This window comes from Erwinia sp. OLFS4, from assembly GCF_002752165.1.
GTDB lineage: Bacteria > Pseudomonadota > Gammaproteobacteria > Enterobacterales > Enterobacteriaceae > Izhakiella.
This window is the reverse complement of sequence record NZ_MOMB01000022.1, coordinates 1-14,471: the sequence shown is the minus strand read 5'-3', so window position 1 is coordinate 14,471 and position 14,471 is coordinate 1. Positions and strand designations below refer to the sequence as shown.

Below are 14,471 nucleotides of genomic sequence, written 5' to 3'. Positions count from 1 at the left end.
AGCATCTGACGGGCAAAATTTTCACCCAACGCATTGAACGTAATAACCTGACGCTCCGCACCCGCATTAAACGGTTGGCTCGTAAAACAATCTGCTTTTCGCGCTCAGTTGAGATCCACGAAAAAGTCATTGGAGCGTTTATCGAGAAACACATGTTCTACTAATTGGAGGCATCACCAAAATTATATTATCGATAATCAGGCTTTTTATATTGGTTCGGATAACGATTATTTAATGCTTTTTACTGATGGGCTAGGTTTACAGGAGTTTGGTTTTATGTTTTTTGGTGAGGAGGAAACCAGTCAGTTTATGGAGGCTTACTGGAATAAGAGCTGGCATTATTCTCAGCAATTTGAGTTCAAAGACTGGCAGGAGTTTTATTAATTCTTTTTGCTTTATTGTCATATCCGCTGATGATAACGCTTGTGTTATCGGGACAGTAAAGAAGACAAGAAAATTAATTAAATCATTTCATTAATGGTGCCGTATTCTGGCAGCCAGTACGGAGCCACGCGCCGGCGTGGCTCTTTTTACTTTGACAGCAAAAGGCAGCCCGCTACCGGTTATCTTCGTCTGATGGCGTTATACCGCAGTCTGCTGTGGACGCGTTCGCCATGTATTGATTTCTTTCATCAGTGTTATTTCCCTCCCACGATACTGTGTTAGCCCGCCGGCGCAACGCTGCTTTTCTATGCTATAGTAGACGATATTTTTCTTATACCTTCGTTCAGCCTCGCCTGCCATAAGGCCGCTGAGAAAAAGATACGGCATAAACATAGCAATGTACGAAAACAAATCCGGTGCTTCTTTGCACTCCGCCAGCGATTGTCGTGATGCAGCCCCTCAGTACTCTTCCCAGCGTTTTTCGGTGGCGCCGATGCTGGACTGGACTGACCGTCATTGCCGTTATTTTCATCGTCAGCTGACGCGTCAGGCCCTGCTTTATAGCGAAATGGTCACCACCGGGGCCATTATTCATGGGAAAGGTGATTATCTGGCGTGGAACGAACAGGAACAACCGGTTGCCTTGCAGCTTGGCGGCAGCGACCCTGCGGCCCTGGCTCAGTGTGCACGCCTGGCGGAGCAGCGTGGTTATCAGCAAATTAACCTTAATGTAGGTTGTCCATCCGATCGGGTACAAAACGGACGTTTTGGCGCCTGCCTGATGGCTGAAGCAACGCTGGTTGCTGACTGTATCAAAGCCATGCGTGATCAGGTATCGATACCGGTTACGGTAAAAACCCGTATTGGTATTGATGAACAGGATAGCTATGAGTTTCTTTGTGATTTCATCACAACAGTTGCGGGACGTGGAGAGTGCTATACGTTTATTATTCACGCCCGTAAAGCCTGGCTTTCCGGACTGAGTCCGAAGGAAAACCGCGAGATACCTCCATTGGATTATCCTCGGGTTTATCAGCTTAAGCGTGATTTTCCGCATCTGACGCTGGCGATTAACGGTGGCATTAAAACGCTGCAGGAAGCACAGCTTCATCTGCAACATCTTGATGGCGTGATGATGGGTCGCGAAGCTTATCAGAATCCGGCGTTGCTGGCACAGGTTGACGGTCTGCTTTTCGGCGATCGGGTTGCTGCGGCCAATACGGTTGAAGTCGTGCGGGCGATGTATCCCTATATTGAGTATGAGCTGAGTCAGGGAACCTGGCTTGGTCATATTACCCGTCATATGCTGGGATTATTTCAAGGCGTTCCCGGTGCGCGACAATGGCGCCGTCATCTGAGTGAAAATGCCCACAAACCCGGCGCAGATATACGCGTTGTGGAAAAGGCGCTTTCGCTGGTTGCCGAACGTCAGTCGTTGACTCAGATAGTGTAAATGTGACTATTACCAGGTTATTTTCACCAGGTTAAGATTGTCTCCGCCACAGCATCGTGTGATTATTCAGATAGTTAGCCTGGCAACTCCGTTGGCATGGATTTTGTAATAGCATTTTCAGGTCTGTTGTGGAGAGCTGAAATGGAAATACTTTTTGTGCTGGGTTTTTTTGTGGTATTGGTGCTGACCGGGGTATCAATTTTTGGCGTGCTGCTGGCATTGATGGTAGCGGCTCTGCTGCTGTTCATCAGTGGCCTGCTGGTTTTTGTTATAAAATTGTTTCCCTGGTTGCTGCTGGCGGTAATCGCTGCCGGGTTATGGCATGCCTGTAATAAGGCACCATCGTTGAAAGATAATAAAAAATACCAGCGTTAAATCATTGGGTTAGTGATAAATCCCTGATATTTTTGCGTGATTGATCACAAAGCGGTGATTTGTTTTCTTTATTAATCATATAAACATATTTTTTACTTATGAAATCTGCCAGGATGACGTGGTAATCCAATACAACGTTTCATCGCGCTGTACCCTACAGACAGCACGAACGATAAAAAAAAGCAGCGGGCCTCCTGACGGAGGCCCTTATTTTTTCAGGGGATCAGCAGGCAGGAACCCTGTGTTTGCCGGTTTTCCAGTGCACTATGTGCTTTTTGCACCTCGCTGAGGGTAAATTTCTGGTTTTCAGGCACCTCCACCCTGATTGCCCCGCTGGCAATCAATGAAAAAAGCTCATTGCTGGCAGAGGTCAGCTCTTGCTGAGTGGTGATATAGCCAAACAGCGAAGGACGGGTAACGTATAACGACCCTTTCTGGTTAAGAATAGCAAGATTCACCCCGGTAACCGGTCCTGAACTGTTGCCGAAACTGACCATCAGTCCGCGACGCTGCAGACAGTCGAGTGATGCCTCCCAGGTCTCTTTCCCCACCGAGTCATAAACCACGCGCACCTTTTTATTGTCGGTGAGTTCTGCAACCCGTTGCGCCACGTTTTCATGACGATAATTAATCGTTGCCCAGGCACCTGCTTGTTTCGCCCGTTGAGCCTTTTCTGCCGAGCCGACGGTGCCAATCAGATGGGCACCCAGCGCTTTTGCCCACTGGCAGGCAATCAGCCCGACTCCCCCTGAGGCGGCGTGAAACAGGAAGGTTTCGTCAGGCTGGATCTCATAGGTCTGACGCAGCAGGTAATAGACGGTCAGCCCTTTGAGAAAAGAGGCTGCCGCCTGTTCAAAACTGATGGCCGCCGGCAGATGCGCTACTTTTTCGGCGATAACATTGTGTACCGAGCTGTAAGCCCCCAGCGTGGCCTGGGCATATACCACGCGATCGCCAGGTTTGAAGCCGCTGACGGCGGAACCGACTTTGCTCACCACGCCAGCCGCTTCGGTGCCAAGCCCCGAAGGTAAGGTCGCCGGATAAAGTCCGCTGCGAACATAGGTATCAATATAGTTAATACCGATGGCCTTGTTTTCTATCTGGATTTCACCAGCAGCGGGGTCCGGTGGGGTGAATGTCTGCACTTCTAAGACTTCTGGCCCACCATTGCGGGAGATTTGAATACGTTGTGCCATAATCACTCCGTTCGATTAGTCTGGTCAGGGGGGAGACGCCAGCCTGCTTACAGGGTAAACTGGCCCGTCATTCACCCGTTTTTGGTAATGCATTCACTATGGCAGGAAATAAACCCACCAACAAATTCAAAGACCAGCCGCGCGACCGGCAGGTTGAAGGGCTGAAGCTGCCACCCCATTCCCTCGAGGCGGAGCAGTCGGTGCTGGGAGGGTTAATGCTTGATAATGAACGCTGGGATAGCGTGTCAGAACGGGTGGTGACCGATGATTTTTTCAGCCGTCCCCACCGGCTGATTTTTAGTGAAATGCAGCGTCTGCTGGAATCCAGTCAACCTATTGATTTAATAACGCTTTCTGAATCACTCGAAACCCGCGGTGAGCTGGATATGGTCGGTGGTTTTGCCTATCTGGCGGAGCTGTCAAAAAATACGCCCAGCGCAGCAAATATTAACGCTTATGCCGATATCGTGCGTGAACGTGCGGTGGTGCGGGAAATGATTTCGGTCGCGAATGAGATTGCGGATGCTGGTTACGATCCGCAAGGGCGATCCAGTGAGGATTTGCTGGACTTTGCTGAATCCAGCGTATTTAAAATTGCTGAAAAACGCGCCAGTCAAGATGACGGTCCGAAAAGCGTCGATCAGATTCTGGAAGCCACTATATCGCGCATTGAGTCACTTTATCAGACCCCCCATGATGGTGTGACCGGTGTGGATACCGGTTATCAGGATCTGAATAAAAAAACCGCGGGCTTGCAGCGTTCCGATCTGATTATTATCGCGGCGCGCCCGTCAATGGGTAAAACCACGTTTGCTATGAACCTGTGTGAACATGCGGCTATGTTGCAGGATAAACCAGTGCTGATTTTCAGCCTTGAGATGCCCGGTGAACAGATCATGATGCGTATGCTGGCTTCGTTGTCCCGTGTCGATCAGACCCGTATCCGTACCGGACAGCTGGATGATGAGGACTGGGCGCGTATTTCCAGCTCAATGGGAATTCTGCTCGAAAAAAAGAACATGTATATCGACGATTCCTCCGGTCTGACACCCACCGAGGTGCGTTCGCGTGCGCGGCGTATTTATCGTGAATGCGGCGGTCTGAGCATGATAATGATCGACTACCTGCAGCTGATGCGGGTGCCGTCGCTTTCTGATAATCGTACGCTGGAGATTGCTGAAATTTCACGTTCACTGAAGGCGCTGGCAAAAGAGCTGAATATTCCGGTGGTGGCACTTTCGCAGCTGAATCGTTCACTGGAGCAGCGCGCCGATAAGCGACCGGTCAACTCTGATCTGCGTGAATCGGGTTCTATCGAACAGGATGCTGACCTGATTATGTTTATCTACCGTGACGAGGTTTATCACGAAAACAGCGATCTTAAAGGCATTGCCGAAATTATTATTGGTAAACAACGTAACGGTCCGATTGGTAGCGTACGCCTGACCTTCAATGGTCAGTGGTCGCGGTTTGACAACTATGCCGGGCCGGCTTATGACGACGAGTAACGTTACTGTTGAGGTTTCACCGTCTGTTTAGGCTTATCTGTGGTTCAGGCCATAACGTAAGCCAGGTCACAGCGTGCATCTTTCACCCGCTACTATCCGAAAATAGTGTTGGACAAGTCGTTAACGAATAAGGTTAGCTGAGAAAGCAATCTCATCCATCCTTCACCTGCGCTATAACGATAATGACTCTTGATGATTTTGACCTGAAAATGCTGGCGTTATTACAGGCCAATGGCCGCCTGACCAACCAGGAATTAAGCGAACTGATAGGGCTTTCCGCGTCACAGTGTTCACGCCGTCGTATCAGCCTCGAACAGGCCGGATGCATCTTAGGCTACCATGCACGCCTTTCTGCCGATGCAATCGGTACGCCGGTAACCGGGCTGATTGAAGTCCGGCTAATCCATCATACGCAAGAAGATGAAGCGTCTTTTTACCAGCTGGTGTTACAGCAGGATGCAATACAGGATGCGTGGAAAACCACCGGTGATGCTGACTATTTATTGAAAGTGACGGTCAGAGATTTACCGGCGTTAAGTGCCCTGATCAGTCAGCTGGTGTCCGGGCACCACAGCGTGTCTCACGTAAAAACCTCGGTAGTACTCAACCGGCTGAAAGAAAACGGTGTGATGAGCGGAAAAAGCACCCTGCGCGAGTGACTTTCTGCGGTTAAATTTTCCCCATTCTGTCGATTTAGCTGCGTTTTATGCGACACTGTTTGCCTGCTGGCTTTTTCGCTTTGTCAGGAAAGGGCCGACCGACGCGCGCTTATCTCTGCCTGTTCGTCAGAGTCTGCAAACTGCTCAATATGGAGATCTGCACTGTGTTTCAAAACGTTGATGCCTACGCCGGCGATCCGATTCTTTCATTAATGGAAACGTTTAATCAGGATGTGCGTGCACATAAGGTGAATCTGAGCATCGGCCTGTATTACAACGAACAGGGCATTATCCCTCAGCTTAATGCGGTAGCAAAAGCAGAAGCCCGCCTGAACAAACCTCAACAGAGTGCCGCAGTTTATCTGCCTATGGAAGGTCTGGCCACTTACCGTAGTGGCCTGGCACCGCTGCTGTTTGGTGCTGATAGCCGCGCACTTGCCGACGGGCGTATTGCTACCTTGCAAACGCTGGGCGGTTCCGGGGCGTTAAAAGTCGGCGCCGATTTTATTAAATGTTATTTCCCGCAGTCGCAGGTCTGGGTCAGCGATCCGACCTGGGAAAATCATGTGGCGATCTTTGCGGGGGCTGGATTCAGCGTCAATACCTATCCCTGGTACGATACAGAAACGCATGGCGTCCGGTTTACCGCTTTTATTGATGCGCTGAGCACGTTACCGGCAAAAAGTGTGGTATTGCTCCACCCGTGTTGCCATAACCCTACCGGCGCCGATCTCAGTAACGAACAGTGGGATAAAACCATCGCGGTACTGAAAGCGCGTAATTTGATTCCATTTCTTGATATTGCTTATCAGGGGTTTGGTGCGGGAATGGAAGAGGACGCTTATGCCATCCGGGCCATCGTCGCAGCTGGCCTGCCTGCGCTGGTCAGCAATTCGTTTTCTAAAATCTTTTCACTATACGGCGAACGCGTTGGCGCGTTGTCCGTGGTATGCGATTCTGCTGATGAAGCCTCGCGGGTTCTGGGACAGCTAAAAGCAACGGTGCGGCGTAACTACTCCAGTCCCCCTAATTTTGGTGCTCAGGTGGTTTCCTGCGTGCTGAACGATACGGAACTGAAACGGAGCTGGCTGGCCGAAGTCGAGTCAATGCGCCGGCGTATTGTAGACATGCGTCAGTCGCTGGTATCGGTTTTGAGTGTCGCGGTACCGGGCAAAGATTTTACTTATCTGCTGAAACAGCGAGGCATGTTCAGTTACACCGGCCTGAGTGCACAGCAGGTTGAACGTCTGCGCGAAGAGTTTGCTATCTATCTGATTGCCAGTGGCAGAATGTGTGTGGCTGGTCTTAACAGCCGAAATGTTCACCAGGTAGCGGAAGCCTTTGCCGCCGTCATGTAACCGAAGGCGAACAACATCATCAGTAAGGGGGCAAAACCGCGCCCCTTTTTGTTTCAGGCCCTTATCACAATCGCACTTAGCAGGAGACAGGATTATGTGGCATCAACAATACGTTACCCTGGCGGAAAAGCGCCGGGGCTTTCATCTGGTGACGGATGAAATTATACGTAATATCGATAAGTTAGTCGAAATACGTATCGGTTTACTGCATTTGCTGCTGCAACATACCTCTGCTTCCCTGACGCTTAATGAAAATTGTGACCCAACCGTGCGCAGCGATATGGAGCAGCATTTTATGCGCTATGTGCCGGAAAATGCGCCCTGGCAACATAAGGATGAAGGGGCCGATGATATGCCTGCTCATGTCAAATCTTCCACGCTGGGCGTTTCGTTGCTGCTTCCTGTCAGCCAGGGACGAATACAGCTGGGAACCTGGCAGGGGATCTGGCTGGGTGAGCACCGCAATCACGGCGGCGCTCGTTGTATTATTGCCACGTTACAGGGCGAATGACGGCCCCCCATTTTTACGCCATGTTCGTACTGGTCTGGTGCTGCCGCTTTAGCTGTCCGTTACGCAATAACCGATAAGTTCAGGTTGAGGTTAACGGTTCCCGCCATTTATTCTGTCTGTTATCCCGCTTTGCTTTGTCAATCTCCCTGCCCGCGTCTGGTAAAATGATGTGATCGGATGATCTATTTAACAATAAATGCTTTTTTTATCTGGTGATTGTGTAGCGTCACCGCGACAGGTTGTTTTTTTGCAGCGAGCAAATTATTAGGATATTCTGCAATTATATAAAATTTACTTATGTTTTTTTCGGGGTTGTTTTCACTTATTTTTAAAATGGATCGGCCGTTTGTTAAGGCGTGCTCTTAAGTCTCATTTTTTGCATTTACGCTTAAATAAGCACTAATTTGTTGTTTTTTTGTTAAATGAGAGATGATTGTTTAATGGATTTTTATAATAAGATGAATAGCTTTAATAGTTAAATACTCATTTGTTTTTAATATCGATCGTTATTAACGATTTATCATGCTGATGATGCATCGTTATTATTAATGGCGTTTAAACTAATGATGAAAAATTAATTTATTTTTTTTATTTTATTTTTTGATGGGCTGTGAAAAACAGAGATTTGGTATTTAACTGTTAAATTGTCATAACAGGTCGTTTTGTTGGTTTTTTATGCTAAAAATTAAAACAACGGGCTGTCTGATGTTCACAGGAGAGGGATGGGAAAAATATTTTATTATTGATGTGGTTAGATACATTCTGCAGATGGTAAAGGAGGTTATTCTCAATAAATAATTTAGGGTCGTAGTATATCGTTATGGTGCTGGAAATATTAGATTAAAAAGGTACTGCCGCCGGGTAGTGCGAATTATTTCTATCGTCACCATATAAACATGGAATACGGGAATCATCTGTTTAATAAACAGATGCTGGCTGTTTATTTTTTATGAAAAATGGAGTTTATACATGCGCATGAAAAAGATCATGTTAATGCTGGCGTTATCTTCTACCGTTGTTGCTGGCTCGGCTAATGCAGCGCTTAAAGATCAGGGCCATGGAAAAGTCACGTTTAAAGGCAGCATTATTGATGCACCTTGTTCTATTGCGCCGGAAAGCATTGATCAGACTGTTGATATGGGACAGGTGGCTAATAAAATTCTGCAGAATGGTGGAAAGTCAGCCCCACGTCCTTTCTACATTAAATTAGAAAATTGTGACGTATCCAGTCTGGAAAATAAAACGGTTACCGCGACATTTACCGGTATGCAGGCAACGCAAAATAAAGATCACCTGGCTATTTTCGGAACCGCATCCGGGGCATCAATCGGTCTTACGGTTTTCACCGCCGATGGTCAAAAGGATATTAAGCTGGGAGAGCCAAGTGCAGCTCTGCAGGTAATCGATAATGAATCAACCATGAATTTTTCCGCCTACCTGCAGGGGAATAATGGCACCAAAGAAAAACCCTCTGTCATTGTCCCCGGTGACTTTACTTCGGTTGCCAATTTCACACTCGCTTATCAGTAAGTTTCGAACAAAAGGGAAGGGCACGGTCAATACGAGCCCTTCCTGATTACGGGGTATAGGATGCGCTGTCGTTATCACCTTTCTATATTGATTTGCTTAATGTCTTTGTCAGTGCAGGCACGGCCTTTAGCTGAGCACGATCATGGGCATGGGCAGGTCAGTGTACAAGGGGCGATCATCGACACACCCTGCGCAATTGCAGTGGAAAGTCGCGATCAAAGTATTGTGATGGCGACCTTGCCTGTCACCCGTCTTTTACGCGATGGTCAGGGGCCGAAGCAGGTATTCAGTATTCATCTCATCAATTGCACGTTAACGCCGGCATTATTCGATCAACATGACTGGTCAAAATTCCGGGTGACCTTTGACGGTCCGGTTAGCGACGGCAGTTTATTTGCCCTCAAAGGTGAGGGAAAGGGCATCGGACTGCAGATTAGTGACAGCAATGGCAATGTGGCACTGCCGGGCCAGGCGATGCCAGCGGGATTATTACAACCGCCGGATATGATTATCCGTTTTTATCTGCGGCTGGTGGAAAATCATCAACCCCTGCGCGTCGGTTCTTACGGGGCAACGATACGATTCAAATTAGATTATTACTGATGAAAAGAATCCTTATTTTTGTTGCCCGCTGCTCACTGCTTGTCCCATTGTTATATCAGCAGGTTATTGCCGGGTCATCGATTGAATTTAATACCGACGTCCTCGACGTTAATGATCGCGCTCATGTGGATTTGAGTGAATTTACCCAGGCTGGTTATCTGATGCCAGGTAATTATCTGATGACGATTAAAATTAACGATAAAAACGAATTACCTGAGCAAAGTATTACTTTTTTACCGCCTGCGGATGATCCTCATGGCAGTGTTGCTTGTATTACTCCGGAAACGGTTAAACAGCTGGGATTAAAATCCTCTGCGCTTCATGGGGTTCGTTACTGGCATGACGGTGAATGCCTTGATTTGCATTCGCTTAAAGGATTAACCGCGCGCGGCGATCTCGGGCATGGAACGCTCTATCTCAGCGTGCCGCAGGCCTATCTTGAATATGCCAACCTGGACTGGGACCCGCCTTCAGCATGGGATAACGGCATTCCAGGAATTCTGCTGGATTATAACCTCAACGCTCAGGCGACCAAACCGGTTAAAGGAAATAGCAGCCGTTCATTAAGCGGTAACGGCACCACCGGAGCAAATCTGGGTCCCTGGCGCCTGCGCGCTGACTGGCAGGGAAACTATAACAGTACCGCCGGCCATGGACAGCGCAGTGAAAAACATTTTGACTGGAGCCGTTTTTACGCCTTTCGTGCAATTGCCGCCCTGCGCGCCAGCCTGACGGTAGGAGAAAGCTATCTGTCTTCAGACATTTTTGACAGCTTTCGTTATCTGGGGGCCAGCTTAGTTTCCGACGATAACATGCTGCCTCCAAATCTGCGGGGTTATGCACCCGAGGTAACCGGGGTGGCAAAAACCAACGCGAAAGTGACCATCAGTCAGCAAGGTCGGGTACTTTATCAGACTACCGTAGCCGCCGGCCCTTTTCGTATTCAGGATCTTAATTCAGCCACCAGTGGGACGCTGGATGTTAAAATCGAAGAACAAGATGGTTCAGTGCGAACTTTTCAGGTTAATACCGCTAATATTCCCTATCTGACGCGTCCGGGAGAAGTACGTTACAAAGTCGCGTTGGGTAAACCAACCGATTACCAGCGTCATAGCCAGGGACCGGGTTTTGCCAGTGGAGAATTTTCCTGGGGAGTCAATAATGGCTGGTCACTTTTTGGCGGTTCAGTTTTGGGGGGAAATGACTATTACGCCATAGCAATTGGCATCGGACGCGATTTGATGGTACTGGGCGCATTGTCATTCGATGTCACCCAATCGCGGGCAGTACTGCCGCAGCAGGGTAACTTAAGCGGACGTTCGTTCCGGCTGAGTTATTCCAAGCGTTTTGATAAATACAACAGTCAGGTCACTTTTGCGGGGTACCGCTTTTCTGAACGAAACTTTATGACAATGTCCCAGTACCTGGAGGCGCGTTATCAAGGTTCCAACATTAACAACAGCAAAGAGCTGTATACCATCTCATTAACCAAGCAGTTCATTCGCTGGGGATTATCCGCCTATCTTAGCTACAGCCATCAGACCTGGTGGAATCGTCCGGCGAACGATAATTATAGCCTGTCTTTATCCCGTTATTTTGATTTCTGGATGTTTAAAAATGCCAGCGTGAATCTTTCAGCCTATCGGACGTTAACCGATAACCAGCGTGATGATGGTCTTTATCTCAGTCTGAACATCCCCTGGGGAGATGGGATAACGCTGACCTACGATAACCAGATTAGCCGCTCAGGCACCAGTAATATGGTGGGTTATTTCGATCGCCTGAATGATCATGATAGCTACAACCTGAAAGCGGGTAATGACGAGCACGGTCGTGCCAGCGCCAGCGCATATTACACCCATGACAGCGACCTGGCGCAGGTAACCGCCAATGCTAGCTATCAGGGAGGGGCTTATCGTTCAGTAGGAATGAGTTTACAGGGCGGTATGACGGCCACCGCCAGGGGGGCAGCATTACATCGGATTAATACCATGGGGGGCACACGCATGATGGTTGACACCAATGGTGTGAGTGATATTCCGGTGCGTGGTTATGGCTCGACGGTAAGAAGCAACTTTTTTGGTAAAGCGGTGATCAGCGATGTGAACAGCTATTACCGTAATTCAGTCAGTATTGATGTCAATGATCTGGCAGATAACGTTGATGCTACCCGGTCGGTGGTGCAAGGAACATTGACTGAGGGCGCGATTGGCTACCGGCGTTTTGGCATTATCTCCGGTGAAAAAGCCATGGCGAAAATCAGCCTTGATTCTGGTGGAACCCCCCCATTTGGAGCAATGGTGACTAATGCTGATGGTAACCAGGCGGGGATTGTCAGCGATGATGGCAGCGTCTGGCTGACCGGTCTGGCACCAGACGGTGTGATGCAGGTACGTTGGGATGGTGAAACTCACTGTGTCATCAGGCTACCCGGCACATTACCCGCTCTTGACACAACGCTGCCACTGACGTGTAACGCGTCAAAACATTCACTTTCAACTGAGGTTAAGGATTAACCATGAAATATTTATCTTCCCTGGTATTCAGCGCGCTTATGTTCAGCGGTTTGCTGAGCAGCTGGCAGGTTAATGCAGCGATTTCGCTGGACCGTACCCGGGTTATTTTTGCCGGTGGCAGCCATTCAATGAGCCTGAATATTACCAATGAAAATCGTGAACTGCCTTATCTGGCGCAGGGATGGATTGAAGATCAGCACGGTAAGAAGATTACTTCGCCTTTGCTGGTGCTGCCGCCGCTGCAAAGAGTTGAACCAGGGGCGCGCAGTCAGATACGAATTCAGGTGACGCCGGCGATAAATCAGTTAGCGAAAGATCGGGAAACGTTGTTTTATTTCAATCTGCGGGAGATCCCGCCAAAGAGTTCCAAACCGAACACGTTGCAAATTGCGCTTCAGACGCGAGTAAAACTGTTTTATCGCCCTGAGCCCTTGCTGGTCAGCGCTGATGGCTATGCCAATCCCTGGCAGAAAAAGCTGACGCTGAGCCGTCAGGGCGATCATTTTCAGGTCAGTAATCCCACACCTTATTATGTGACCCTGGCGGGGGCATCTGCTACGTTAAAAAGTCCTGATGTGGCCGGATTTGAACCGCTGATGGTTGCCCCAAAATCGCGTGCCGTTCTGAAAGGCAGTGCGGCTGCACTGGGCAATCATCCGGTGATAACTTATATCAATGATTTTGGTGGGCGACCGAAGTTAGTGTTTGCCTGTAATGGCGATCAATGCCAGGTCACAAAGCATATTGCGGGTTGAATTGCCTGTCTTCATGGCGGCTTAAGGAGAGCATCATGAGACAGAAACGTCTGCATCAGAAAACCCGTCGTGCTTTCAGGCTGCTATGGCAGAGCGCGTTAGGACCGATCTGGATGCTTAGCATACTGCCGGCGGCTAATGTCAACGCCGATACAGACGGCTGGCAGGTTGAAGGGGAACACGGTGTGTTACAGGTTAGCGGTCAGTTGACTGAAGGCGCCTGTCGTCTTGCTATGCGTTCCGCGATGCAACAGATCGAACTGGGTAATACTGACGCTTCACCGTTAAGGCATCCCGGTGACAGAGGGACTCCTGTTGCCATCCGGCTTTATTTACGTGATTGCCTGACACGCAGCGATCTGAGTAGCGGTAAAAACACAACGACAATCCAGCCAACCATTTCGATCATATTTCAGGGCGAAACGGACAGCGATAATTCGCAATTGCTGGCAGTAAAAGGTGCGTCGGGGATGGGGTTGCGACTGCTGGACGTTAACAAAAATGATTTACATATTGGTACGGCTGGTGGTCCGCAATCGCCAACCATATTGACGCCTGACAGCAGTCAGCTTACTTATTACGTTGTACCTGAACGGACCTCCGGGCCGCTTATTGCCGGCGCCTGGCGGGCGGTGGTGGACTTCAAATTGAATTATGACTAAGGATTCTGTGCGTCACAGGGATATTAAAATGCGCTGGTATCGGATAACGGGCAGGATCTTTTTGATTATTGTACTCTCGGTTTTTGCAACCAATGTATCGGCTTATATATGCCGTAATAAGCAGACCGGGCAGCAGTTGCGTGGCGGTGATTCGCCGGTAGTTATTCCGTTGTCGAGGCAAATTACCCCGGGAGAAGTCATCTTTATTGACTTGTGGAAATACTATGAGTGCAGAAATGAAGAACCATATTTTTACGACGATTTTATGTACTTAGAGGATAATGGCATATCCACCGTACTTAACAAGGACTTCGAGGTCGGCGCATATATCAATGGCGGGAAATATGATATCCCGGTGCCTTACACCCAAATATTTAAACTGCCATGGCACGGTGATGGTAACTGGCATGCAATCCCGTTCAGGGTTTTTTATAAAGTGTCAGAAACTCCCGGTTATCTGACAAGAATAAGTAAAGGACAGGAGATAGCCACGGTAAGATTATATAAATATGCTCACTTCAAAGGGGGGACTGAATCTGACCATCCCCGGCATTTTATTTGGAAAATTATCGCAGGTAATGATTCCATATTTACTTCGGGCACCTGTGCTATAAACAATGGGAATGTTATTTCGGTTGATTTCGGACAAATCCCGTCATGGCGCCTCTCGCCTGGCGCAGCGGGTAGTTTTTATAAGCGAGATATAACCGTTCCTTATCGTTGTAAACATCCGATCACTATGCCAATAAAAATTACATTATCAGCTGACGCCTCAGATTTTTCGGTGATGCCTCCAATTAGTAGAACATGTGTTTCTCGATAAACGCTCCAATGACTTTTTCGTGGATCTCAACTGAGCGCGAAAAGCAGATTGTTTTACGAGCCAACCGTTTAATGCGGGTGCGGAGCGTCAGGTTATTACGTTCAATGCGTTGGGTGAAAATTTTGCCCGTCAGATGCT

General features: G+C 48.6%; 15 protein-coding genes. 13 read left to right on the top strand and 2 right to left on the bottom strand.

The genetic code is table 11. The features are described from left to right. The 3 genes from BL249_RS06265 to pspG all read left to right on the top strand — a co-directional run. Positions 1-164: IS1 family transposase (locus BL249_RS06265; RefSeq protein WP_241898819.1), on the top strand; the 164-nt coding region annotated here is incomplete at its 5' end. 617 nt (positions 165-781) lie between these two features. Further along, the gene (dusA, locus tag BL249_RS06255) at positions 782-1,837 is read left to right on the top strand and encodes a tRNA dihydrouridine(20/20a) synthase DusA (protein ID WP_099707418.1); all 1,056 of its coding nucleotides are present in this window, start codon (positions 782-784) and stop codon (positions 1,835-1,837) included. A gap of 141 nt (positions 1,838-1,978) precedes the next feature. After that, entirely contained in the window at positions 1,979-2,212 is a 234-nt protein-coding gene (gene pspG, locus BL249_RS06250; RefSeq protein WP_099707417.1) for an envelope stress response protein PspG, read from the top strand. A gap of 215 nt (positions 2,213-2,427) precedes the next feature. On the opposite strand, the gene BL249_RS06245 is transcribed toward pspG, so the two are convergent. Continuing rightward, complete coding sequence (locus tag BL249_RS06245; protein WP_099707416.1) at positions 2,428-3,408, bottom strand: quinone oxidoreductase; 981 nt, start codon at positions 3,406-3,408, stop codon at positions 2,428-2,430. A gap of 98 nt (positions 3,409-3,506) precedes the next feature. Between BL249_RS06245 and dnaB the strand changes: the two genes are divergently transcribed. The 10 genes from dnaB (at position 3,507) to BL249_RS06195 (ending at position 14,333) form a co-directional block, all read left to right on the top strand. Beyond that, positions 3,507-4,916 carry a replicative DNA helicase gene (gene dnaB, locus BL249_RS06240; protein ID WP_099707415.1) on the top strand — a complete coding sequence of 470 codons (1,410 nt, stop codon included), beginning with the start codon at positions 3,507-3,509 and terminating at the stop codon, positions 4,914-4,916. Between the two features lie 182 nt (positions 4,917-5,098). Continuing rightward, entirely contained in the window at positions 5,099-5,575 is a 477-nt protein-coding gene (locus BL249_RS06235) for an Lrp/AsnC family transcriptional regulator (protein WP_199073437.1), read from the top strand. Between the two features lie 164 nt (positions 5,576-5,739). After that, a complete protein-coding gene (locus BL249_RS06230; protein WP_199073436.1) occupies positions 5,740-6,933 on the top strand; it encodes an amino acid aminotransferase in 1,194 nt (397 codons plus the stop codon). Positions 6,934-7,027: 94 nt separating this feature from the next. Then, entirely contained in the window at positions 7,028-7,444 is a 417-nt protein-coding gene (locus BL249_RS06225; RefSeq protein WP_099707412.1) for a secondary thiamine-phosphate synthase enzyme YjbQ, read from the top strand. 969 nt (positions 7,445-8,413) lie between these two features. Further along, positions 8,414-8,974 (top strand): fimbrial protein, encoded by a 561-nt coding sequence (locus tag BL249_RS06220; protein WP_099707411.1) that lies wholly within the window; start codon positions 8,414-8,416, stop codon positions 8,972-8,974. A gap of 99 nt (positions 8,975-9,073) precedes the next feature. Beyond that, entirely contained in the window at positions 9,074-9,577 is a 504-nt protein-coding gene (locus BL249_RS06215; protein WP_099707421.1) for a fimbrial protein, read from the top strand. Then, positions 9,577-12,093 (top strand): outer membrane usher protein, encoded by a 2,517-nt coding sequence (locus BL249_RS06210; RefSeq protein ID WP_099707410.1) that lies wholly within the window; start codon positions 9,577-9,579, stop codon positions 12,091-12,093. The genes BL249_RS06215 and BL249_RS06210 overlap by 1 nt, the downstream gene beginning before the upstream one ends. 2 nt (positions 12,094-12,095) lie before the next feature. After that, positions 12,096-12,848: a fimbria/pilus periplasmic chaperone gene (locus tag BL249_RS06205; RefSeq protein ID WP_099707409.1), complete on the top strand. Its 753-nt coding sequence runs from the start codon at positions 12,096-12,098 to the stop codon at positions 12,846-12,848. Positions 12,849-12,883: 35 nt separating this feature from the next. Beyond that, the gene (locus BL249_RS06200; RefSeq protein ID WP_241898844.1) at positions 12,884-13,510 is read left to right on the top strand and encodes a fimbrial protein; all 627 of its coding nucleotides are present in this window, start codon (positions 12,884-12,886) and stop codon (positions 13,508-13,510) included. 28 nt (positions 13,511-13,538) lie between these two features. Next, complete coding sequence (locus BL249_RS06195) at positions 13,539-14,333, top strand: fimbrial protein (RefSeq protein ID WP_158233123.1); 795 nt, start codon at positions 13,539-13,541, stop codon at positions 14,331-14,333. Here the strand turns inward: BL249_RS06195 and BL249_RS06190 are convergent. After that, a partial coding sequence (locus BL249_RS06190; protein WP_241898819.1) for an IS1 family transposase occupies positions 14,308-14,471 on the bottom strand: 164 nt, incomplete at its 5' end. The two genes, BL249_RS06195 and BL249_RS06190, sit on opposite strands and share 26 nt — an antisense overlap.